This is a genomic window from Chryseobacterium sp. CY350, assembly GCF_027945075.1.
Classification (GTDB): Bacteria; Bacteroidota; Bacteroidia; order Flavobacteriales; family Weeksellaceae; genus Chryseobacterium.
In genome coordinates this window covers 2079469-2103423 of the sequence record NZ_CP116034.1, presented here as the reverse complement: position 1 = coordinate 2103423, position 23955 = coordinate 2079469, and the positions used below count along the sequence as shown (strand labels likewise).

The window sequence follows — 23955 nt, the reverse complement described above, 5'->3', positions numbered from 1 at the left end:
ACTAAGGATAATATATGATCAACAAGAAGAAAATCTTAGCAAAGTAGAGTGAAAATCTACTGAACTGAATACAATCAATACTGACAAATGACATTACATAACAATAATGCAACCTATCTTTTTGAAACTTCTTTCGGGAAGGTTTTAGGCTTAAAAGAAAAGGGTATCATCAAAGCAAAAAGCATTCGGTATGCGCATTCTGAGAGGTTTAAAAAACCAATTCCGGCCTCGGCATCCACTTCTGAGATTTTGTTTTCTGAAAAAACGCCTGTCTGCCCGCAAAATATCAGTCCGCTTTTAGAAAAAATGATTGGTAAGATAAATTTAGACGATTTTGAAATTGATGAATCCCCGCAATATCTTTCTGTTTTTCGGCCAGATCATTTCACTGAAAATGAAAAATTGCCTGTCATCGTCTGGATTCACGGCGGTTCTTACGAGTTGGGCTGCGGAGATTTATCAACAGCCGATCCTACCGATTGGGTGAGAGAAGAAAATATCATCATCGTAACAGTTTCCTATCGTTTAGGAATGTTCGGATTTTTGGGCGGAACTGAAGAAAAACCGGCAAATCTTGGATTATTCGATATCATTGAAGGACTCAGATGGATCAAAAAACACATCTTATATTTTGGAGGAAATCCTGAAAATATTACTTTGTTCGGACAGTCTTCCGGAGGCGATGCTATTGCCGATCTTATGATTTCTGATGGAGTAGAAGGTCTTTTTCATCGTGCAATTATTCACAGTGCGCCTTTAGGTTTAAAGAAAAACAGAGAAAAAATGTCTTCGGAATTTTTAACAAAAACAGCAGATGTAACCGCTGACTCAGATGCTTTTGAAGTCGTTCAGAATTATAGAAATCACAGGCCTTCTTTTTTTAAATATGGTCTGAAAGCTGCCATGCCTTTTGCGACTCAATATGGTTTTCCACCTTTATGCAGAGAAAGCGAAGTGGAAGAACAATGGAAGAAAAGTGCCGGAAAGTATGATGTTTTAATTGGAATTAATGACGAAGAGACCGCTTTTTATCTTAGAACTTCGGAGACAATGAATCGTTTTCTTCCCATAAAAATTATTAACAAGACGATTCGCACAACTACAGAAATTATTTACGGAAAACCGGCAAAAGATTTCGCTGAAAATTTTGCGGATGCAGGAGGAAATGTTTATTTATTCAGAATTCATCCCAGATTTACTTCGAATCATTTTATGGGAGCTCATGCGATTGATCTGCCTTTTATTTTCGGAAATGAAAATGGTTGGAAAAATGCGGGAATTTTAAACAACATTCCGTGGAAATATATTGATGAAAATGGAAAAAAGCTTCGTGCACTTTGGGCAGAGTTTGCCACAGAAGGAAAAATTTCCGATCTTTCTGACAGACCGGAAATTTTAGAACTACGAAAAGTTTAGTTTAAGAATTAGATACGAATGTTTTGACCATCACACAAAATAATTTGAAATTCTTACTTTAAATTTTTGTCATTCGTTTTGAGTAAAGCTTATTCAGGAATCCAAACGCTCACATTGCCGGCGGGAACCGGAAAATCTGCCCATCCGTCTTCGCGAATTACAATCTTCTCCTCAGATCTTCCCAGCACATCATAGAAAGTTTTTCCTACGTATTTTTCACCCATTTCCATAGGTTTTACGTAAGAATCTTTGTTGCTTAATACAACTGCACAACCTTGATGTTCATCATCACCTTCACGAGTCCATCCAATACAGTTAGCGTCTTCAAAATAATCTTTCTGTGCACCATATGCGTTTTCCTTTCGTGCTTTCAACATTTCTTCGATGCCATCTACTTTATCCAAAAATATTTCCTGCTCGTTACCTTCGCGGTCATTGTCCTTATAGTGAGCGCCATATAAATCGGGATAAAATACACAAGGATAACCTTTTTCTCTCAAAAGAATCAGTGCATAAGCGAGAGGCTTGAACCAATTTTCTACTGGAGCTTCCAGATCTTGTAACGGCTGCGTATCATGATTGTCGACAAGGCTTACAGAATGTTCCGGGTCAGCATCGGTTAAAGTCATGTCGAAGATTCTTCTAAGATCATAAGAATCTCCTTCTTTAGATGCTGTATGTAGATTATTTTGCAGTGAGCTGTCAAAAAGGCTCATGCATCCTTCGGTTGCGTCAATGTATTTCTGAAGCAGATTGAGTTGTCCGGGAGCCCAATATTCTCCTACTGCAAAAATATTTTTACCGGAATTAGCTCGTAATAACGTAAGCCATTCTTTATAAAAGTCAAAAGATATATGCTTAAGAGCGTCCAGTCTTACGCCGTCAAAATTAGTTTCTTCAAAATACCATTTTGCCCAATTGTTGAGCTCTTCTCTTACGTGTGGATTTCTATGCTCAACGTCATTAAACATCAGATAATCGTAATTACCTTTCTCATCATCGATCATTTCTTCCCAGTCGTTTCCGTATTCAGACTGTATTTTGTAAATGTGTGATTCTTTTCCTTCTGCGTAATCAACTCCGCTGAAGCAGGTGAAATTCCATTCAAAATCTGAATATTTTTTACCTCTTCCGGGAAATGTAAATTTTGTGTATGACTGAATATCTGCAAATTCAGAGATTATTTTTTCACGGTTGTTTTCATCGACTTTCGCGGCTTTGAATGTCTCAAGCTCGTCACCGCCTGCTTTATGACCTAGAACTACATCTACAATAACCTGGATATTCTGCTTTTGTAAAGCTGCTATGGCATTTTTATAATCTGTTTTGGTTCCGTATTTCGTGGGGATGCTGTTTTTCTGATCAAATTCTCCCAAGTCATAAATATCATAAGCATCATATCCGATGGAAGTTGCACCGTCTGTCCCTTTATATGCCGGCGGAAACCAAACCGACGTAATGCCTAGTTGTGATAAATATTCTGCATTTTTCTCGGCTTCTTTCCATAGCTTACCTTCTCCTTCGGTATACCAGTGGAAATACTGAATCATTGTCTGGTTCATAGTTTATTGATTTAGTGTATAATTTAATGAAAGTTATCGGTATAGGATCATTCAAATTCCTGAAACGGGATTTTTAGTTGAACTGATACCTGTTTTTTCTCTTCTGTATTGAGATGAGAAAGTGATAATCCCAATAATCGTACCGCTTTATCAAAAGGGCGTAGTTCCCAAAGCTTTTTTGAAGTTTGAAAAAACTCAGCGGGCGATGAGAAATATTCTTCTTTTGTGATACTTCTCGTATACAGTGAAAAATCTTTGTACTTTATTTTTAAAGTTAAAGATCGTCCCAAAACGTTGTTTTTTTGCAGGCGCTGATGAAGTTCTTCGCTAAGACTGTTTAGCTTTTCGTCAATCTGCTGTTCATCTGCAAGGTCTTCAAAAAAAGTTCTTTCTACGGCAACGCTTTTTTGAATTCTGTGAGGTTTTACTTCAGAGTTGTGAATTCCGCGAACGACATTGTAGTAATATCCGCCAGATTTCCCGAAGAGCCTCGTAAGATCTTCCAGCGTTCGTTTTTTTAAATCTTTTCCCTTAAAAATTCCGAAAGTAAACATTTTATTGGCAGTTACTTTTCCGACTCCATAGAATTTTTCTACAGGAAGCTCTTCTAAAAAAGCTTCCATCTTATCGGGATGTATGGTTTTCTGTCCGTTAGGTTTATTGATGTCTGATGCTACTTTCGCTAAAAATTTATTGATTGCAATTCCTGCAGAAGCCGTCAAACCGGTTGCTTCAAATATTTTCTGCCGAATTTCCTTAGCAATTTGATTAGCCGATTCTATTCCTTTTTTGTTTTCTGTAACGTCGAGATACGCTTCATCTAAAGAAAGAGGTTCTACAAGGTCTGTATATTCGTAAAATATTTCTCTTATTTTTCTGGAAATTTCTTTATAACGTGAAAATCTGGGAGGAACAAATATAAGATGTGGGCATTTTTCTTTTGCAGTTTTACTTGGCATTGCAGAACGCACTCCATATTTTCTGGCTTCATAACTCGCTGCTGAAACTACACCACGATGACCGCCGCCCACGGCGATTGCTTTTCCCTTCAGTTCAGGATTGTCGTGCTGCTCCACAGAAGCATAGAATGCATCCATATCAACATGTATAATTTTGCGAACCGGCAAAGAAAAATCCATATCACAAAGATATGGATTCTGTTATTTCTGTTTAAGTTTAAATAAATGTCGGCTCTGCTTATTTTAAAAGCTTATCAATTGTTGCCTGAATTTCCGGATCTTCCGGCGTAATAGCATAATACTTTGCAATTTTAGATTGCTGATCAATTACCATGTATCTTGGGATCCAGTTAAGCTCGATATAATCATTAAAGTCATTTTTAAAGCCTGAAGTAAACCAGTAATTTTCTTTTTCTTTCATATTAAATTTTTCTAGACTTCGATCAAAACCTTCTTTTGTACGATCCAGAGAAAAGAAAACAAAATCTACATTGGGATTATTTTTTTCGAGTTCGAGAGCTTTCGGAAAAGCTTTCAGGCAATCTCTGCACCAACCGGCCCAAAAATCGATCACGACGACTTTGCCTTTGTGCTGATTAAGAATTTCCTGAACCGTAATACTTTTTCCCTCTTCATTTTCTAATTTTTGACTAAGAGCATTTTTCGAAAATTCTTTCTTCGAAGCATCGGGTGCCTTTTGCGAACATCCCAAAGTGAAAATACTTAACATCAAAAAAGTCAACAGCTGTTTCATATTCAAAATTTTTACAAATCTAGCAAACGGATCTCAACTTATGACATGAATATCATGAATTAGGATAAATTGATATATCGAAAAATTCTATTCTGAATCAGTTCAAAAGAAAAAATCCGCAACAATGTCGCGGATTTTATTTATTTTTTGTTGATATAGTCTAAGATCATTTGATTAAATTCTTCTTTTCTGTCAATGATCACATTGATCGGCCAATAGTAGACAAGCTCTCTCAGATAATCAAATGTTTTCAGGCGAACATAATCTTTTTCAGTTGTTAAGATCAATTTGTATTCGCCGAGTTTTTTGTATTCTGCAACAATGTTTTTTATATCTGCATCAGAAAAATTGTGATGATCTCTGAATTTTAAATGTTTTACTTTCTGGGAAAATTTAGCCAAATGATCCAGCAGAGGTTTAGGGTTGGCAATTCCGGTAATTAGAAGAATATCGTAATAATTCAGATTATTGTCGGGCAGAATTTTTTCTCTGGAATACACATTTTCATCGTATCCGATAGATGAAAAAAAAACTTTTTGTTTGTACGATGGCTTTATTCTCGAAATATAATATTGCTTTGTTTCTTCGGTCAGCTCATCGGGACATTTGCTTACCATAATGATATCTGCGCGGCCTGCACCTGCTCGTGATTCTCTAAGATCGCCCGCCGGAAGAAGGTGATCTTTAAAATAGGGATCATTAAAATCTGTCATCAAAATATTGAATCCTGCTTTGATGGCTCTGTGCTGCATGGCATCATCTAAAACGAGCACATCAAGATCCATATCATCAATCACTTTTTTAGCTCCCGGAACTCTTTCTTCAGAAACTGCGATGACAAAACGGTTTTTAAATCGTTCAAACAGCTGCATGGCTTCATCTCCTACGGTTTTGTAGTTGCTCTCGTAGTTGGTCACATCATAACCTTTCGTTAACCTTCCGTAACCTCTTGAAAGAACACCGGTTCTGTAGTATTTTGACAGGAAAGTTGCCAGATACATGACCATCGGAGATTTTCCGCTTCCGCCCACAGAAAGATTGCCGACGTTGATGATCGGAGTTTTGAATTTTGTAGATTTAAAAATCCCCAGATCATACATGCTGTTTCGGATGCCCGTAACCATGTTGTAACCCAGAGAAAAAGGATAGAGATACCATCTTTTCATACGATTGCAAAAATAACAATTTCAGGTGTATTTTGCTGCTTATTGCAAATGACTTTTCAACATTTATTGTAAAAATATCATTCCGCAGTATCAGCAAATTAAAGTATTTTTGCAAGTCAATTGCATTACTTTGAGATATTTCATAGAGTTTTCTTACAACGGCAAAAACTATTTTGGCTATCAGATTCAGCCGAAGGATATTTCTGTGCAGGAAGAACTGGAAAAAGCACTTTCCACCATTTTAAGAGAAAAGATAAAGACTACCGGAGCGGGTAGAACTGATACGGGAGTTCACGCAAAAAAAATGTTTGCGCATTTTGAAACTCAGCAGGTTTTGAGTGATCAGCTTATTCATAAAATGAACAGTTTTTTGCCGCCGGATATTTCCATTAAAAGGATTTTTCCTGTGAAGGATGGTTTTCATGCACGTTTTGATGCAACTTTCAGAACTTATGAGTATTATATTTCATTAGAAAAAAATCCGTTTACTCAAGATTCTGCCTGGCAGCTTTGGCGAAGAAATATTGATGTTGATAAAATGAATGAAGCCTGTAAAATATTATTCGAATATGAAGATTTCACAAGTTTTGCAAAGCTCCATACAGACAACAAAACCAATCTCTGCAAAATCTACAAAGCAGAATGGGAGCAAAACGGAACGGAGTTAAGATTCACGGTTTCAGCCAATCGGTTTCTCCGAAATATGGTCAGAGCAATTGTAGGAACAATGGTGGATGTGGGTTCGGGCAAAATTCAACCTGAAGACGTCAGAAATATCATAGAAAATAAAAACAGAAACTCAGCAGGAACATCTGCGCCCGCCCACGGACTTTTTTTGGTGGATGTAGGCTATGAATTTTATTTAAACCAATTTAAAAACTAATAATTTATGATGTCAATTTTTATCTTAATCGGAGCATACAGATATTATGCGGGTTTAGCTGAGAGATTTGGAAAAATAAAATGGCAGTTTGGGCTTTTGGCTATTGCAATATATTTAGGATTTCAGATCGCTTTTTTAATAGTTTACGGAATGTACGAAGCATTTACAGGTTCTGCAAATGACAACAATTATACAGGTTTTTCATTGATTAACATTATAAGTTGGTTCTTTGCGATCGGTGGTGTTTATGCGGTTTATCATCTTCTCGAAAGAAAATTTAAGAGAGAAAGTATTAAAAAACCTATATGGGAAATTGAAGAAATAGGTACAAAAGAAAAAGTTTAATTCTTTAAAATCATCATGTCTTATCTGCTTCCTTATTTATTCTGTAAATCACAGGATAGGAAATTTTCTATGACTATTTGAAGATGGAGTAAAGGCTGTAAAATTATAAAGCCGTATTTTTGCATAGAATTTTTCTAATTAATTCTTTACGTCAATTTCAATAATGAAAAAACAAGATACGTGGGCAATTGTAAAAAGGCTTTTCTTCATTGGTATGAAGTTTCGGTCTTGGTTTATTTTTACCCTGATTATATCCATTATACTTTCCATCGTTTCTACATACAGGCCATATCTCACCATGCAGATTGTAGATAATGATATTACAAAACTGAAAGATAAAGCCTTGATGATGAAGCATATTTATGCTTTGGTCGGTTTAGTTTTTGCAGAAACCATATTAAATTTCTTTTTGGTTTATTTTTCAAATTTTATTTCGCAGAATGTTATCAGAGACATTCGCGAAAGATTATACAATAAATTAATTTATTTCAGAACCGCTTTTTTTGATAAAACTCCTATCGGGCAATTGGTTACCCGAGCGGTTGGTGACGTAGAGACTATTGCTACAGTTTACACCGATGGTTTTCTCATGGTTTTCGGAGATGTTTTGAGAATTATCTTCGTTCTTTTTATGATGTTTCAGGTAGATGTTCACCTGAGTTATATTTCTCTTGCGATTTTACCTTTAATGGTTGTCATTACAAGATTTTTTCAGAAACGGCTTAAAAAAGCTTTTGGCGATGAAAGATCATGGACTTCAAACCAAAATTCGTTTGTACAGGAAAGATTAGCCGGAATGCCTATCATTCAGGTTTTTAACAGACAACAGGCGGAGTTTAAAAAGTTTGACGACATCAACATTACTTTGAAAAATGCTTTGCTAAGAACGGTTTTTATCTTCTCGTTATTTTTTCCTGTTGTTGAATTAATCTCTTCACTTTTTATTGGTTTCGTATTATTCTACGGCGGCTATATTACCATCAGCGCGGGTGTTGTGATTGCGTTTATTCAGTTTATATCAATGTTAATTCGTCCTTTAAGACAAATTGCTGATCGCTTTAATAATATCCAAAGAGGTATTGTAGGTGCAGAGAGAGTTTTGGGAATCATGGATGAAGATTATGCGATGCCGAACAACGGAAAAATTTCCAAAGATCATTTCGACGGAAAAATAGAGTTTAAAGATGTACGATTTGCTTATGACGACAAGCAGGAAGTCTTAAAAGGAATTGATTTTAAAGTAAATCCCGGAGAAACTGTAGCTATTGTAGGTGCAACAGGAGCCGGAAAATCTACGATAATCAGTTTAATTACAAGACTGTACGATATTAATTCCGGTGAAATTTATATCGACGATGTTGAGTTGAAAGATTACGAACTTTATAACCTCAGAAGTCATATTGGAGTTGTTTTACAGGATGTTTTCCTGTTTCACGGAAGTATCTTTGAGAATCTTGCTTTCGGAGATGACACGGTGACTTTAGAAAAAATAAAAGCCGGAGCAAAGGAAATTGAGGTTGATGATTTTATAGAAAGTCTTCCCGGAGGTTATGAATATGTGGTGAGCGAAAGAGGCTCATCTATTTCGCTAGGACAAAGGCAGTTATTGTCGTTCTTAAGAGCTTATCTGTCTGATCCTAAGATTCTTATTCTGGACGAGGCAACCTCATCAATCGATCACGAAAGTGAAAAACTGATTCAGAGAGCGACAGAAAAAATTACCAAAAACCGTACATCAATTATCATTGCACACAGACTTTCAACGATTGAGAAGGCAGATAAAATCATCGTAATGGAACACGGTAAAATCGTTGAAGAAGGAAAACATCTTGAACTTCTAGACAAAAACGGTTATTACGCAACTTTATATAAGGCGCAGTTGCGACATGAGATCGAAGTTCAGTAGAATATTTAGATTAATTATAATCCGTAAGGAATAAAACCGAGATCTTTTTCCCACCCGTTTCCGTACTTTTCTGTAAGACTTTTGGCAACAAACTGATTGTTTTCTTTTGCTTTTTTTGACTGAAACTGGCTAATGACGCAATTCTGGTAAATTACATAAATACCGTATTTTTTTGTGAACTCTTCATGGTTTCGAGACATGATTCCGAACTGCATGAAGTGCGGCAGACTTTCATTCGGTAAAACCTTTTTGCTATTTTCTGCTTTGGATTTTGTGTGAAAAGAATTTTCCTTCGATTGCTTCTGAGCGAATGTAAGAGCTGAAAAAGTCAGTAACAGTAAAGCGGAAAATGATTTAAGTTTATTCATCGTTTATATTTATTCTTTTGATGCAGATTTTTCATCATAGTTAAATCAAAAAATCACTTTTACAGGATTTTTTTTAATTTATTGATAAATGACGTCTTATTTTAATGCATATTCCTTTTCAAGTATTTCTTTAAATTCATCTTTTGTAACACCACCTTTAGAAGAAAAATTTATATTTATTAAATACTCCTCAACGTAAAACTGATTTTTACCATACACCATATCAAGAATGTCCTGAAGATAAAATTGCTCTGCTTCAATTTTGTAAATTTTGTTATCCCGAATATCATTAGAAAATTTCTGAGTTTGATTCTGATGAAATAGAATTTGTTCTTCAATTCTTAAATTATAACTTTTTGTATGTTCTTCGATCGAACCGGAAAATAGTAAAAATATTGCAGGAATAATTATAACAGCAGTGAAATTCCATAATGCATGATAAATAAAACCGTAGTAAAAATTAATTCTGACACGGATATAGCTAAGTACAAATCCCCCGGAAAGCTGACTCAAAAGTATAAGTGGCAGCAAAGCATAAAATATTGCAGAGTCGTTATAGTAATTACTTACATGCACTAAACCGAATGAAATACTGGTGATGTAGACTAAATAAGGAAAATACTGATCCCATTTCTGTCTGTTGATTTTTCCCGCGAATACAGAATTATATCTAAGGACTAACCTGAAGACGAATTCTTCTAAAAATGGAACTGTGAGAATAATCCAAAAAATAATAGCGTGAAATGTTTTAAATTTATATGGTAAACTTGGTACTTTCACAGTCATAAATTGGTTGATTAGATAATCAATCGGTAATATAATGATCAGCGTAAAAAGCAGTTCAATTATAAGAAATCTAAAAACAAACAACAGTCTGTCATTGACTGAGAGGTTAATTTGCTGGTCGCTGGGGTTTTTTAAAAAGTTGAAAAAATCTGATAGCAGCATTTTTGAGCTTACCTTTTGAACGTTCTTTATCATCATTTGTTAGTTGTCAGTTTGTCTTTTTCGTTACACAGATATTACCATTCTATATAGTTTGTTAACATTCAGTTCATATTTAATTCATTTTTATGTAATAACTATACAGTTAGGTATAGTTTTTGATATAAAATATTATCGTAATATATTTCGTAAACCCTACTGATATTTCATACAAATTTCATAAATTTATTAAAAATTGAGAGTCTGTTTGAATTTAACAGGGGTTACACTAACAAAAAGATAGAAATTTAACCTAAACAAAAAATTATAAGAAATGAATAACATACACGACGAATTTCAGATTTTGAAAGAAGAATTAAAAAAATTAAATATTGATGTGCAGAAAGTGGTAAAGGTAGGAAACGGAAGTATGGATTTCCATGAAGTTTTCTACAAATCTCCAAGATATGATGACGTAAGAACTGTTTATGTGCAACGTCATACGTTAGATCATCTTATTGAAAAATTTAAAGATGCTTACAAATAAAAAATACCGTTCGTTGTGAACGGTATTTTTGCATATTATAATGGTAATTAAAATCTATAACCCAAAGAAAAACCACTTCTGAAGCCTGCCCACGGTCCATCAACTTTAATTCTGGCTCCGTTGGTGTTAGTTTCTACGGTGTAATCTACAAAAGGAATATCAAGATTCTCGATCTCTCGTTTCAATTCTGCCTGCATCTCCGGAGTCAGAAAAATATCGCTTGTAAGGCTAAAATCTCCCTTCCCGGAACCATAATGTGCACCTGCGATCCAGAAATCTAAAACAAAACTATGTTGCTTGTTTAAGAAAAACTGCGCGCCTACCATCAAGCCTCCACTATTTCCTTTGGCATCCCCTAGACCTTTTAGCGGAATCGGAATTGTAGTACCAAACGCGCTGTAGTCATATGTGTAGTCAAATGTATTGGTAGAAACTTTCGAGTAGCGGTAATATGGTGCAAAGTAAAAACCTTTGCCATATCCCTGGCCAATGTAAAATCTTGGCTCTATGGTAAAATTGGTAGCCTTTATTTTAAGATTCTTAAAATCTTTCTCATCTTCTTCGTTAAGAAAAGCATTCATAAAAGGAACTTTTCCTTCTGCGACGGTTCCAAAACCGACATTGATTGCAAACCATCTGTTGATCGATCTTTCGTAAGAAATATTAATGTTTCTGAAAGCGTATCCCGTCACATTGGTTTTGACGATGTTCATTTTATCCTCGGCGACTGTATTTACTTCAGTTACGGCGGTTTCCTGCGCACTTACAGTAGATATAAAGAGGAGTGGAGCAATGATTAAAAGTTTTTTCATGGCAGTAAATTTTACTTTAAATTAAATAAATTGATGATTGGTGTGATGAATTTTAAAACAATTTTAAATTACAATTTCGTTAAATCAAAAACCGTTCTAAAAAAATTTAAAACGGCTCGTATTTTTTCAATTAGTTAAAGATAATTACTTTTTAATGAATTTTACACTTTCAGACTGTGATTTATTTCCAGAAACTTCAATAAAATAAGAAGCAGAAGGCAATTCCGAAATCTGTATTTTTCCTGATTTTAAATCTGACATTTTAATCAATTTTCCGTCTAAACTGTAAATGTTGGCTGTAGAATATTTTGACAGATCTCCTTGGAATTCAATAAAAATCGGATGCGGGATTAGGATAAATTTTGAATGAATCTTTTTTCGTGAAATCAGATACTGCCAGAAAAGTTTCATTAAGAGCCTGTGCAATATTGGTGCTTTGTGGAGTTCCCTGCACTGTAATTACAGCATTCGTTGTGCTTAGAAGCGGAAATTTGTGCACGCTGTCATAATAAGAATATGCTGTATTCACAACCGTTCCCACAGAAAACCCAAACACCGTCAGATTAAAATTCTGTACAGATTTAATCCTTAAAATATTGGTGTAGGTTTTCGATCCAATCAGAAGCGTTCCTGATGCGTCTGCGTCAATAGTGATAGTTCCGCTGAAATTTCCTGAACCAGCGGTAGATGAAAAAGTTCCTGCGGCGGCATCATTTTCAGAAAATCCAAAGCCTGCAGGATAACTGATAAATGTTCCGTTGTTCGAAGAAAAGTTGAGGGTTGCATCGGTGGTTACCAGTCCTGTAATTTCCAATTTTGTGGCGGTCTGCTTATAATAAACTGTACTTCCTCCGCCCACCATTTTGAGGGTCGACCCCGGAAATGTAGTTATTTCGCCTGCTGATGGAGCAGAGTAGGTCGTTACCGATGCGGATCCTTGTGTCAGACTGCTGTTTGTGAAAGTTGTATTTGCTCCGGTAGCCGAATTATTTACGGTTCCGTTCACATTCACATTATTTATGGTTTCGCCGATCAATGGATCATTAAATGCTTTTGTAATCGTTGTTTGTGCAGATAAAACCGCAGCAGATGCACATAAAAAGAATAAAGTTGTTTTCATATTTACTTTTTCGATAAAGATAATCAAAAAGTAAATCGATTTTTTATTTATTTGATAATCAGGTTATAGTGAATTTTGTAATCCTCAATTTTATTGCTGAGATTTAAAATGTTTTATGATCCAGTTTAGGCATTCCTCAGAATCCATGATACTCCAGGAATGCGGATGTCTGATGCCCTCAGGTCTTATCCCTCTGTCGTTAGTAATAATTAAATCGGCATTTTTGTGTCCTTTTAGTTTTAGTAAATTCATCATTGCGGTAATATCTGTGCAGTTGAGGTCGTAGAGATCTCTTCCTCTATTCTGCATCTGCCAAATAATTCCGGGCTCAGTATACATCAGAATCGGAATGTTTAAAAGATATTTTGCGTTTCCGCCGTCTTTATCACGATAGGTAAACATCGATTTCTGCAAATATTTTTCTCTGTTTTTATCAGGCTTTCCGATGGCTGCTACCAATTCTTTATTAAACATCTTAGCTTCGTTTACTGCTGCTTCCGAAAAATTTCTTTCAATATCTCTTTCCAGTCGGTAGTACATATTTTCATAATCTAGCGGTGGGTCTATGGCAAATATCGAATTGGGAACGAAGTAAGTATTCTTATCACGTACAGCACTTTCTGCGTAGGTAACAGCCAACATTCCGCCACCGGAAAGACCGCCAATAGAGATTTTACTTTTAGGAATTTTATATTTTTCGACATTGTCTTTAGCAATTCTGTCAAGAAATTTCTGATCTTCTTTAAAGAAAAAATCTCCTTCTTCTTCCCAGTTAGGAAAGAGCACCAGAATGTTTTTATCAAAGGCCAGTTCTTCAAGATAAATTTGATTCATCACCCTTTCTGCACTTTCGCCACCACCCGGCAGCACAATGATCATTCCTTCAGGTTGATCTTCCGGAACGATGCGGTAATAGAAGTTTTTAGAGTCAGAGAAGGTTACTTTTTCTGCCTCCTGTGAAAAGGTTTTAGAAAAAAAGAAAATAAATAGCAACGTAAGAAAAGAGTATTTCATATTTGGGTACAACAGTTAAAGTATAAGTTGATGACAACTCAGAAAGTGCAGATATTACATTGCTTTTAGTTTTTTCTTAAGATTTTCTCCATTGCTTTCCCTTTTGCCAGCTCGTCAACCATTTTATCAAGATATCGAATGTTTCTCATCAGTTCCTCCTCTATCTCTTCTACACGATACCCGCAAATGACGCCTTTTATTAAAACAACATTAGGATTTATTTGTGGCGCTTCATCAAAAAAGGTTTTAAAATCTGTTCTGTTTTGCAATATCTCTTCGAGGCTTTTTTCATTGTATCCTGTCAGCCAAAAAATGATCTGATGAAGTTCTTCTCTTGTTCGGCCTTTCTTCTCTGCTTTTGCAATATAATGTGGGTAAACGCTGGCAAATGATGTCGTAAAAATTCTTGTGTTTTGCATTTGTATTTAGATTTTGATGTCAGTTAACTTTCTTTATGTAATGAAGAATGAATTGAGGCAGAAAGAAAACATTCAAAGCAGATAAGAAAATAGGCAAACAAATATTTCTTCATAATTCTAATATTCTCTCGTAAAAATAATAAAAAACCGTTTTACATAAGTAAAACGGTTTATAAATAGCAAGAAAGTTTTCACTGTGATGATGAATTTGAGATCACTATATTTAAGCAGCAATACCTTGAATTATAATCAATAATAAAATTATTTCTTAGTAAAAGCAATTCTCAGCAACCTCCTTTTCGCAGAATTCTTTTAAAGATTACTTTACCATCTTGTGCTGCAGATTCGCATGATATGATCGGATAAAAATATTTCGGAGCATGGGATACGTAGTGACTTTTTATTACTATTTTATCGTTCACTTTCAGGTTTTTTAATTGCTTAAGCTGCGTTTTTTCTGCATCAAATGTTACGATATAGTCATCATTATTAATCCTGATCATCATTCCAAATCCCAATTTCGATTCTTGCGGAAGAGAAAGTGATGTTACAACTCCTTCCATACCAGTAAAATTTTTAAGGTTTTTCCAGATTTTATCTTCCGCGGCATACACCTTTTTTCCTGCAGGAGAAACTTCCCACTTTTTGAAATTAACGCCTGCAGGTGTAGCTTCCCATTTTTCCTTTTCCAGGTCTCTTTCTGTGGAAGTCAGTGTTTTTACTGATATTTTTTGTGCAGTTTCATTCTTAATTTCGCGATTGGCAAATAGAAATCCGCTTGCTACAACAAGTGTTGCGGCCATTGCATACATTAGTTTTTTCATAATTTTTTAGATTTAAATTGTTAGACATTTCCTGATCAGTCAGATTTGATACGTGATACTTTTGTTTTGATCAGATTTGTTCAGCGAAAATACTTTGATATTTTTCAGATTTGGGGATTCAGATTGTAAATAAAATTGTAAACTTTGTAAATAATGACTTGACACTATGCAAATTAGCCAAAATCTCTTCTCTGGATCACGCAAATACATTTTCTTATTGATTTTGCTCTCAATGATCTTTACCATTTTTGCGGCTTTCGATACAGACAGTCGTGAAGACTTTGACGTTGCCAAGAGGGAAGTGTTACTTAGAAGGGTAGGACATGAATTGCTTTTGCAGTCGGGCGACCGTACTTCAAGAGTCCTTCCTGTAAAAAAGATCGGAGAAAATGAATATCAAATTAGTTTTGAGGATGAACTTACTTTTCAACCCGATTCTTTGGTAAATCTTACTAAACGTCTGCTGGCTAAAGATCAGATGTCAAGTGATTATATTGTCAACGTTCTCAACTGTAAAAACTCCAGTGTCGCTTATGGATATTCGGTTTCCAGGAATCAAAAAGATGACATTGTATCTTGCCTGGGAAGAAAACAACCCAAAGCTTGTTATATGATCAACCTTAAATTTAAACCCACTGCGATCAACACTACCAAAGGTGCTTTTCTTGTTGGTGGCTTTTCGTTTTTAGCTTTTATGGGTCTTGTTTTATTTAAATCTAAATCTTTAAAATCAAGAAAAGCTGTACCCGAAATTCAGCAAAATGATCTTTTCACTTTGGGTTCGATAGTATTTGATTCCAAAAACAGAAAACTGATCATTGATGATAAGACCATCGATCTTACTGCAACGGAAAGTAGAGTATTGCTCATTTTCGCATCGTCTCCCAACGAAATCATCGAGAGAAGCCGACTGCAAAAGGAAATCTGGGAAGATGACGGCGTGATTGTAGGACGAAGTCTGGATATGTTTATCTCAAAACTCAGAAAAAAACTAGAGATCGATCCTCATATTAAAATTGTGGTGATCCGCGGGAAAGGGTATAGGCTGGAAATTAATTCTTAAGAGAACTGTTGGGTCTAAATTGTTCTTGTTAAAAGTTACAATTGATAATATTTGAATATCCTAGAGATTGAAAAGGCTTGTAAAGTGCTGAAATGTAACAAATTGTACTTGATTGCCTCTTCGGAGTGGTTGATTGCCTTTTCGGAATAGTTGATCGCGTCTTCAGAATGGTTGATTGCTTCTTCTAACTGGTTGAACGGCGGTTCGAAACACTTAATTGCCTCTTCGAATTGGTTAATCGCTTCTTCGAAATGATTGATTGACTTTACGAATAAGTTGACGCCTTCAACGGATCAGTTGAAAGTTATGTTGAAGTGGTTGAAGGTTTTATCGAAATGGGTTTGTGGCTTTTTGCTTTTATGACATTGGAAACTCTTTTGCTGCACCGAAAGTATAAGTCACGGGATTGGAAATCTGCAACATCTAGCTAACGGTTTGCGGCTTGGCGAAGGTAGCGATTTAACCACAAATGTTGATGCGGAGAACCAAACTTTGATTAACCACAAATGTGTCTGCGGAACACGAAACCGCCACTTTTGCCAAACCGCTGTTACAAGCTGCCCTTTTTTTGTCATTATTTTAAAGTTCTTTTATTCCTGTCCGTTTTAAATAATCATATGTTGTATCGTAATTTTTATTTGGTCTCGTGTGGTCAGTCTCAGAACCTTCTGGAATGAATATAATTAAACCTTCACGTCCACGAGTTAATAAAACACGATACTTGTTTTTTATAAACTGCTTTCTTTCATCTTGTCTTTCAAGTTGCCATTTAGTTCCTTTAAATGCGTGAAAAGACCAACCGGAATCTTCTTTCCTAAAGTCGTCACCCCAGCAAAGACCAACCCAGTCAAGTTCCAAACCTTGAACTGCAAATTCAGTTGCAGGTAATTCTAAAAAGCAAGATGAACGAACATCTTCTTTAGGATTTAGAAACCAGTTAGCAACATCAATTTCTGCGGTTACGTCCAGCCCAAAAGGCTTTAGCCGTCTGGCACCAGAACTTGCTACTATTCCAGTACGTCTATGTCCTCGATTTCTATTTCTTAAAAACTTTCTAGCTGTCTCAAGATTACGAGTTATGAAAATTGGATAATCCTTTAGATGATTTTGCAAAAGCTCTTTAGCTGTTAATGGTTCATCTTCTAAAAGTGCCACAACCCATTCGGAAAGCTTTTCTGCTTTATAAGACCTAATAGAAACTTTTAAATGTAGCTCTGGCAACTCTGTAATTGAAAGGTTAGTCGGTGCAGTTTCAAAAAGTTTATAGTTCGCAATATTTGAAGTTCCATCTTTAAGTTCGGGTGAAATATAAATTCTCCAATTTGAAAACTTTTCACTTATCGTTTTGCCCCATTCTGCAAGTCCAGCTTCTCCGGTGTTTATCTCTTGCCCACTGCCAATTAATGCAACAATGACAGCCCAACCTTCGTTTCTATTCATTATGTTGAACAACATTTCTGCTTCTGAAAAGTCTCTATCAAATTTTCTTTTTGAATGTTCCGCGTTCCAAGCTCTTTGAGCTTCGTCAAATAGAATTATTTTGTCTTGTGGAGTCTGGTCGTTATTATGGTAGAAGTCAAGAAACTGATGAACATTCTGAACGAAGGCAATTTCTCTCCTTGATTGGACCAATGATATTTGATTTCTTTTTGAATTATCTCTCGCTAATGCTTCAGTTAATACTTTTACTAATGGGCCGTTTCCAGATAGGAAAACCCCTTTTCCTGAATGATTTTCAACGTTGTGAACTATATTTAGTCCTGCCAAAGTTTTTCCTGCACCAGGAACACCAGTAATAAAACATATGATTTTCTCATCTTTCTCTTGAGCATCTTTAATTGCTTTTAATATAGCATTTGTGGTGTCAGTTAAATTTTCTGAACCAGCGTGCGAACGAGAAATCTCTCTTACATTTTGCCCAGAAAAAAGATGTTGAGCTGCTTCTATAATTGTAGGAGTGGGAAGATATTCACTATTGTTCCAATCACCTGGATCTATTTTCGTATTCGTTGTATTTGTATAAAATTCAAATGCGGATTTGATTGTTGAATGCAAATTCTGTCTATTTGAAAACAATGTTGGTTTTACAAAGTCTCCGTTGTCGAACAGTCGATTTGATTTATCCGTTGCTTCAGATGCCCAAACAATTGGTATTAAAGCAAATGATGCTGATTGTTTATGAAAATCTCTAAGGTCTAACGAGTAGTCCTCTACTTGGCTAATAGCGTCAGGCATGTATTTTGTTTCCTTGTCTTTAAATTCAATTACGAAAATTAAGTCGTTAGCCAAAAGAATAACGTCAATTCGTTTTGAACGTCTGGGAATTGGATATTCAAGGATCAATTGCCAGTCTTGTGGCAGATGCTGAAACGCTTCTTTTAAAAATGTAACTTGATGATTCCAGGATGTTCTTTGCTGCATTAAAAGCTGGTGATTTGTAACACCAATAGCTAAATGACCAACAACAGTTTCATTGTCTGCTTTTAGAAATTCGGAAATTTTATTTTGATATTTTCCTGGCATTATGTTGTCGTATTTTAAGGGTTGCTTGTAACGTTTTGGGGCTTTGCGATGGTGGGGCAATCGAAGCGAAAATGTTCAGTTTTGCACAAAAGTTCAATCGAAGAACTGCTGTTGAACTTTGCAGTTTAGCCCCACTATAGCAAAACCCTTGTTAGCAGAAGTTTTTTTATGGTTAATAGATTGCAATTAATTTTTTTGTTTTACGATCATAACTTAAAATCATATCTTCAGCATTTTTGTCAAAAAGTATTACTTCTTTTACATTTATAAAGTCTCCACGATATTCAGATTTATGGAAACTAAATCCTTGATTTTGAATTTGTTTAATATTTCCAAATTCTGATGTTCGTTGGTCAAAGATATTTTTTAATTTATTTTCAGTAATGCCAACACCAATTTCTCCATTTTGAGTTGCAAGAGATTTATAATCAGAATCTCTAATAAGAGATTTATAATCAGCATCTCTAATAAAATTTTTTGTTTTTTCAATTTCAGGATATAACTCTTCAATTTCTTTCAATTCTGTGGTGGAAAAATTATATTCTTGAGAAGTTGCATTATCTAAATCGATTTTAACTCGTATTTCATTATAATTTGACTTCTCATCTTTTAAATTGGTGTAAAATATATAAGCAATATTTCCAGCTTGCTCTGTTAGATATCTTTGTTCATTATTCAATAAATCACTTTTACTTACTTGCAATTCAAAATAATTTGCTTTTTTTCCATTTGCGATTTTAAATCCTATTGAACGATTTACTTGTCCACCATAAAATTGAAAAACTTTATCAACCGCTTCAACTTCAGTTTTAGAAACTCCAACTTTGCTGCAGGAAAAAATAATTAATAAGGCTAAAATTTGAAAAATTTGTTTCATTACGTAATAATGGTTTAAAATGTCTGCTAACATCCAAATTTACGCAATGCGCCAATATGCACTATACAAAATTGCGCTAATGTTGTTTTAAATTTAGTTATCTATTTGTTAATCAAAAGATTAAAATTTATTATATTTGGATAAACGCACAAATTTTAAAAATGAATAAAAATTATGTAGAAGATTTTGCTACGATATTGCGCCTTCAGCGGTATGCAAAAAGCAGTATTAAAACCTATACCTCTCATTTGTCTTATTTTTTGAAACTTTCCGCAAAGTTTCAACCTGAAGATATCACACAAAAACAATTGGAAGATTTTGTTATCTGGCTCGTTGAAAAGAAAAAAGTGGGATCATCTTATCAAAAAGCAATGATTTCCACTATTGTGAAATTTTATAAAGAAACTTTTCAAAGAACAGTCAATTTAAAACATCTTTACCCTCAGAGAAGTGAAAATAAATTACCAAAATTTCTAACTAAAAAAGAGGTGAAAAAGATTTTAGATTCTACTTCCAACATAAAGCATAAAGCAATTCTTACAACCATTTACTCGTGTGGTCTAAGATTAGGTGAATTATTAGAACTTAAAATTTCTGATATCAAAACAGATCAAAATATCCTCCTGATCAGACAATCAAAAGGAAATAAAGATAGAGTAGTAATGCTCTCCTCCAAACTTGTTGAGCTATTGAGAGAATATTATAAAATCTATAACCCTACAAAATATTTATTTGAAGGTCCTGAAAATAAGAAATATCCCAGCGCAGTGTGCAACAGATAATGAAAGCTTCCTTGAAAAAAGCGGGTTTAGATTCTCCTGCATCTGTTCGTACCCTGAGACATTCCTATGCAACTCATCTTTTAGAAAACGGTGTAGATATCAGGATTATTAAGGAGCTTTTGGGACATAATAATATAAAAACAACAGAAATCTATACCCATATTACCGATGTCACAAGGTTTCAAGTAAAAAGTCCACTGGATTTTCTTTAAAAACAAAACCGCTCAGAAAAATCTGAACGGTTTTAATTTTATATATTCTCAGCGACACGCTGTTGATTTAAATACATCTTCATTGATTATTTAGCAGAAAGAGCTTCTTGGCTAATATCAGCAACCTGAATGCTTTTAATAGATGATTTTGTTGAGGATGTTGTACTTCCGCCGATGATGTATAATTTATCATTATATATTTCCGCAGCAGCATGTCTTCTGGGAATCATATTGGATGATAACTTATGCAACGTATTGGTCTCTGTATCAAAGTAGGCCAGAAAAGATTGATTGTTGTAACCTCCTGCAATAAAAATCTTATTACCGGATACCGCTAATGAATGACCCGATATTGCATCAGGCATCGTATATTGCTCAGTCCATTGATTTTTGTTGAGATCAAACACGTTCACCAAACGGGATGATGTACCGTTAAAACCACCAATAACATAAAGCTTATCATTCACTATTTTGCCCCTTGCTTCTCTGGCTGTTGGCATATTCGGTAATGGATGCCATGTGTCTGAAGCGATGTCGTAATATTGGAATCTATCAGAAAATACAGTTGTGGCGGCATTGTTTAGCCCACTTCCGCCGAACGTATATATTTTTCCGTTATGGATGGCAGAACCTGCATTTCCTGTGTAGGCATGATTAACAGCTCCCTTCGTTTTTTGATGAGTTTCAAGATCTATAATTTCAAGATGGCTGTTTCCCCACCCGTTAAAAATATAAATTTTATTACCGTAAGTCTCCGAATTGGCAAATCTTTTAGGAACCAAAGTAGAATTGATTACACTCCAACGGTTATCTTTAATACTGTATTTCTCAATAATGGTAGCGTTACCATCCGAATCTTTATAACCATTGCTCACATAGATATTGTCATCTGCAATAGCACTGCTTATCGCTCCTCTGCGAACAGACATATCCGAAAGATGTTTAAAATTTAGGGTTTGTGCATTGGCTAAGCAGAAACCGAAAAGTGAAAGGAGTAATAATTTTGTTTTCAATGATGATGGGATTTGGTTTTAAAGATAGGGAAAAGTGGGGGATTGTAAATTTGCATTATCGAGTTTGTTTTGAAATGGAAAACCGCTCTTGGAATTGAGCGGTTTTTATATTTATGATGCGAGCGAGACGCTCGCACTAGCAGGGAATTACTATACTTTCATTATTCTATTTCAGTTATCTATAAGGGATTTGTGATTTTTTTATTTTTACGTTTTTAAAATTATTATATTCTAATAATTTTTTTACTTTATCATAATCAAGCGTTGACTTTGGACCAAGAATTATTTCCTTAATTATCTGATGATTGGGAATTGTAATTGGCAATTTAATAAATTTAATTTTTTGCCCATTTCGTTCTCTTTCTAAAATAGAGAGAGGTTGTATTTTGTTTATTTCGCTATTTCCACCAACGTCATGATATTTTAGAGAATCCTGATCCTTAACTATTAGACGAACTATTCTAACTTCCGCCTCCTCTTTAAAATGTGGATTTTTTAGGTAATTTAAATCTATTGAAAAACCTTTACTAATATTAAGGAATAATTTTTTATTTTCTTTCCAAACTATGAATAACTCTTTTAGGCTATCTATGATGATTTCTTTTTGTTCTTTTAAATCGTAACTTATTGGTTGAATATTTACACCAAGTCCTTGCTGAATTAGGTTTGAAGAAAAGCCTATTGAAAAGCCTTTTCCGTCATCCGCATAGGCTCTCCATTGACTTAGTAAGTCTCCATTAAAAGAAAAGCAACCAATTAATGGTAGCACGTAATTGTCGACTGTGAAAACAGAATTAATTATCGCAAATCTAAAATCTTGGGTAAATTCATTTTTATAAGCTTTTAATGTGTTAAGGAATAGGTCCCTAGCCCATTTTAACTCTGTAGCGTCATTCATGAAGTTTATATCTGATAACCAAATCTCCTTATTTGATATTATGGAACTTAATACATTTTCGTCACAATAGTGGTATAATGCGAAATCAGTGCTAACTGTTGTCATATTTTAAGAAAGGTGCTTATGTAAAGTAGTAACGAAATTATAAACTGTATTTTTATATAATAAAAAAGGAAAGTCAAATAAGTCATTAAGATTCTTATCTAATTACTATTCATTGAGTCTTTATCTATGAGACTTTTATTAGAAAGTCGCGTTAATACTTCTGTAAATCCAAATCCCATTGTACCTTGAATTGACCTTACCCAGCCACTGACAAAAATATCTTCTATTCCGTCATCATTAAAATCTGCTCTAAATTGCTCTAAAAATAGTGTTTCAAAACCTTCGAACTTTAAGCCAAATTCAAATATTCCATTGGAAATACTATATTTTATAATTCCTCTTCTTACCAATTCCCCAATTGATAAGCCTTCTTTTATATATTCAGTTAGTCCTCCTTCCGCGTCATATATAATATTGGGAGATAAATATTCTAACATATTTATTTTTATCCACGGATCATTGATAAATGAAATTTTGGGCATTTTGGCTTTTTGTAGAGCTTCAATAAACTCTTCGAAAAAAGTAAAAGTATTCGACATTTTAATTGCATATGTTGTCATAGGATAAAACCCTTTTTTAGTAGCATCCTTCCATTCATTTAATGTAGAAACCTTAAATAAATCATTGTTATCATTTGCTAATTCAAGGTATTCATCTTCACTATTTATCATTAACTTTTTGTCTAAAATAGCGTCAAAATTTGTGTCAAAATAAAATATATCATAGATATCGTCGATAAATTCAATTCCGAGTGGCAGTTTTATTTCTTTTAAATTCCAACTCTTCTGTTCTGCCTCGTATAAAATTCTTTTTAATTCTTCGGTATTTATAATTCTTGCTGAAAGTGCAGATTGAAGTTTAGAAATAATTAGTCCTTTATTTTTTCTTGTTTTCAACTTTTCAATTTCAGTTCTAACTTTTGGTTCAGCTTTTGAAGCAAGAGAAAGATAATATAGTATAGTTTTTTTTATAAATATATCATCACTTTTTCTTGAATTACACTTACTGTGGGAGGGAACTAAGTTATAAATTTCATTAAGGTCAAAATTTTTATCTAATCTTAAATCATTTTTAATGAGGTCAAATTCTTTTTGCTTATTTTGAAGTGATTCAGGAATGATATGATCAATTTGTAAATCTCCCCAGTCTAATGTTTGGCTGCAATAAAAGCATAAATAATTATGTGCAGTCCATATACTACTTCTTGTTATATTATCAAATGTCGTTTTACTCATGGCTTCTTAGTACTTTGCTTGTCTATGTAATTTAGTTTTGTGATTTTTTCTACTGAATTTTAATGTTTCTATAAGTGATAGACTACCCCTTTATTAAACACTGTAATTAAATTATTTATATTTTACTCCTAAGTTAAAATATAAAAATATGAATTCCTTATGAAAAACCATAATTAAAATAAAAAACCGCTCTGCAAAAGCAGAACGGTTTATATATATATTTGCCTC

25 protein-coding genes are annotated in these 23955 nt (G+C 34.4%); 8 read left to right on the top strand and 17 right to left on the bottom strand.

Going from position 1 to position 23955, the window contains the following annotated elements; all coding sequences use genetic code 11:
- Positions 1-87 precede the first annotated feature (87 nt).
- Entirely contained in the window at positions 88-1416 is a 1329-nt protein-coding gene (locus PGH12_RS09650; protein WP_267599535.1) for a carboxylesterase family protein, read from the top strand.
- Positions 1417-1505: 89 nt separating this feature from the next.
- Here the strand turns inward: PGH12_RS09650 and PGH12_RS09645 are convergent, their stop codons facing one another.
- The 4 genes from PGH12_RS09645 to lpxK all read right to left on the bottom strand — a co-directional run bounded on the left by PGH12_RS09645 (position 1506) and on the right by lpxK (position 5857).
- A complete protein-coding gene (locus PGH12_RS09645; protein ID WP_267599537.1) occupies positions 1506-2978 on the bottom strand; it encodes an alpha-amylase in 1473 nt (490 codons plus the stop codon).
- A gap of 47 nt (positions 2979-3025) precedes the next feature.
- On the bottom strand, positions 3026-4117 hold the full coding sequence (gene dinB, locus PGH12_RS09640) for a DNA polymerase IV (protein ID WP_267599540.1): 1092 nt from the start codon (positions 4115-4117) through the stop codon (positions 3026-3028).
- Positions 4118-4175: 58 nt separating this feature from the next.
- Entirely contained in the window at positions 4176-4691 is a 516-nt protein-coding gene (locus tag PGH12_RS09635) for a TlpA family protein disulfide reductase (protein ID WP_267599541.1), read from the bottom strand.
- Between the two features lie 140 nt (positions 4692-4831).
- Entirely contained in the window at positions 4832-5857 is a 1026-nt protein-coding gene (gene lpxK / locus PGH12_RS09630; RefSeq protein WP_267599542.1) for a tetraacyldisaccharide 4'-kinase, read from the bottom strand.
- A gap of 130 nt (positions 5858-5987) precedes the next feature.
- Between lpxK and truA the strand changes: the two genes are divergently transcribed.
- From truA to PGH12_RS09615, 3 genes are all read left to right on the top strand, one after another.
- A complete protein-coding gene (truA, locus tag PGH12_RS09625; protein WP_267599544.1) occupies positions 5988-6740 on the top strand; it encodes a tRNA pseudouridine(38-40) synthase TruA in 753 nt (250 codons plus the stop codon).
- A gap of 6 nt (positions 6741-6746) precedes the next feature.
- The gene (locus PGH12_RS09620) at positions 6747-7085 is read left to right on the top strand and encodes a hypothetical protein (RefSeq protein WP_267599546.1); all 339 of its coding nucleotides are present in this window, start codon (positions 6747-6749) and stop codon (positions 7083-7085) included.
- A 163-nt stretch (positions 7086-7248) separates the two neighbouring features.
- Entirely contained in the window at positions 7249-8991 is a 1743-nt protein-coding gene (locus tag PGH12_RS09615) for an ABC transporter ATP-binding protein (RefSeq protein WP_267599548.1), read from the top strand.
- Positions 8992-9005: 14 nt separating this feature from the next.
- On the opposite strand, the gene PGH12_RS09610 is transcribed toward PGH12_RS09615, so the two are convergent.
- Positions 9006-9359 carry an FEKKY domain-containing protein gene (locus PGH12_RS09610; protein ID WP_267599550.1) on the bottom strand — a complete coding sequence of 118 codons (354 nt, stop codon included), beginning with the start codon at positions 9357-9359 and terminating at the stop codon, positions 9006-9008.
- 96 nt (positions 9360-9455) lie between these two features.
- A complete protein-coding gene (locus PGH12_RS09605; RefSeq protein WP_267599551.1) occupies positions 9456-10145 on the bottom strand; it encodes a CPBP family intramembrane glutamic endopeptidase in 690 nt (229 codons plus the stop codon).
- Between the two features lie 472 nt (positions 10146-10617).
- Here PGH12_RS09605 and PGH12_RS09600 point away from each other — a divergent pair, with 472 nt between their 5' ends.
- Positions 10618-10830, top strand: a complete 213-nt coding sequence (locus PGH12_RS09600) for a hypothetical protein (protein WP_267599552.1) — start codon at positions 10618-10620, stop codon at positions 10828-10830.
- A 47-nt stretch (positions 10831-10877) separates the two neighbouring features.
- Here the strand turns inward: PGH12_RS09600 and PGH12_RS09595 are convergent, their stop codons facing one another.
- The 6 genes from PGH12_RS09595 to PGH12_RS09570 all read right to left on the bottom strand — a co-directional run bounded on the left by PGH12_RS09595 (position 10878) and on the right by PGH12_RS09570 (position 15019).
- A complete protein-coding gene (locus PGH12_RS09595; protein ID WP_267599553.1) occupies positions 10878-11642 on the bottom strand; it encodes a DUF3575 domain-containing protein in 765 nt (254 codons plus the stop codon).
- Positions 11643-11786: 144 nt separating this feature from the next.
- Positions 11787-12053 (bottom strand): T9SS type A sorting domain-containing protein, encoded by a 267-nt coding sequence (locus tag PGH12_RS09590; RefSeq protein WP_267599554.1) that lies wholly within the window; start codon positions 12051-12053, stop codon positions 11787-11789.
- Positions 11971-12762 carry a T9SS C-terminal target domain-containing protein gene (locus PGH12_RS09585; protein ID WP_267599555.1) on the bottom strand — a complete coding sequence of 264 codons (792 nt, stop codon included), beginning with the start codon at positions 12760-12762 and terminating at the stop codon, positions 11971-11973. The genes PGH12_RS09590 and PGH12_RS09585 overlap by 83 nt, the downstream gene beginning before the upstream one ends.
- 90 nt (positions 12763-12852) lie before the next feature.
- Positions 12853-13776, bottom strand: coding sequence for a hypothetical protein (locus PGH12_RS09580; protein ID WP_267599556.1), 924 nt, complete (start codon positions 13774-13776; stop codon positions 12853-12855).
- Positions 13777-13841: 65 nt separating this feature from the next.
- Positions 13842-14195, bottom strand: coding sequence for a DUF2200 domain-containing protein (locus PGH12_RS09575; RefSeq protein ID WP_267599558.1), 354 nt, complete (start codon positions 14193-14195; stop codon positions 13842-13844).
- 284 nt (positions 14196-14479) lie between these two features.
- A complete protein-coding gene (locus PGH12_RS09570) occupies positions 14480-15019 on the bottom strand; it encodes a hypothetical protein (protein ID WP_267599560.1) in 540 nt (179 codons plus the stop codon).
- Between the two features lie 232 nt (positions 15020-15251).
- Here PGH12_RS09570 and PGH12_RS09565 point away from each other — a divergent pair, with 232 nt between their 5' ends.
- Positions 15252-16082, top strand: coding sequence for a winged helix-turn-helix domain-containing protein (locus PGH12_RS09565; protein WP_267599564.1), 831 nt, complete (start codon positions 15252-15254; stop codon positions 16080-16082).
- Between the two features lie 579 nt (positions 16083-16661).
- On the opposite strand, the gene PGH12_RS09560 is transcribed toward PGH12_RS09565, so the two are convergent.
- Entirely contained in the window at positions 16662-18605 is a 1944-nt protein-coding gene (locus PGH12_RS09560) for a DUF2075 domain-containing protein (protein WP_267599565.1), read from the bottom strand.
- Between the two features lie 172 nt (positions 18606-18777).
- The gene (locus PGH12_RS09555; RefSeq protein ID WP_267599566.1) at positions 18778-19482 is read right to left on the bottom strand and encodes a hypothetical protein; all 705 of its coding nucleotides are present in this window, start codon (positions 19480-19482) and stop codon (positions 18778-18780) included.
- A gap of 161 nt (positions 19483-19643) precedes the next feature.
- On the opposite strand from PGH12_RS09555, the gene PGH12_RS09550 reads away from it, so the two are divergent.
- Together PGH12_RS09550 and PGH12_RS09545 are read left to right on the top strand one after the other, a co-directional pair.
- Complete coding sequence (locus PGH12_RS09550; protein ID WP_267599568.1) at positions 19644-20264, top strand: tyrosine-type recombinase/integrase; 621 nt, start codon at positions 19644-19646, stop codon at positions 20262-20264.
- Positions 20264-20476, top strand: coding sequence for a tyrosine-type recombinase/integrase (locus tag PGH12_RS09545; protein WP_267599569.1), 213 nt, complete (start codon positions 20264-20266; stop codon positions 20474-20476). Before PGH12_RS09550 ends, PGH12_RS09545 begins: the two co-directional genes overlap by 1 nt.
- Before the next feature lie 86 nt (positions 20477-20562).
- On the opposite strand, the gene PGH12_RS09540 is transcribed toward PGH12_RS09545, so the two are convergent.
- From PGH12_RS09540 to PGH12_RS09530, 3 genes are all read right to left on the bottom strand, one after another.
- A complete protein-coding gene (locus PGH12_RS09540; RefSeq protein WP_267599571.1) occupies positions 20563-21489 on the bottom strand; it encodes a Kelch repeat-containing protein in 927 nt (308 codons plus the stop codon).
- 175 nt (positions 21490-21664) lie between these two features.
- On the bottom strand, positions 21665-22387 hold the full coding sequence (locus tag PGH12_RS09535) for a DUF2971 domain-containing protein (RefSeq protein WP_267599572.1): 723 nt from the start codon (positions 22385-22387) through the stop codon (positions 21665-21667).
- Positions 22388-22590: 203 nt separating this feature from the next.
- Positions 22591-23727 carry an HNH endonuclease gene (locus PGH12_RS09530; protein ID WP_267599574.1) on the bottom strand — a complete coding sequence of 379 codons (1137 nt, stop codon included), beginning with the start codon at positions 23725-23727 and terminating at the stop codon, positions 22591-22593.
- Positions 23728-23955 lie beyond the last annotated feature (228 nt).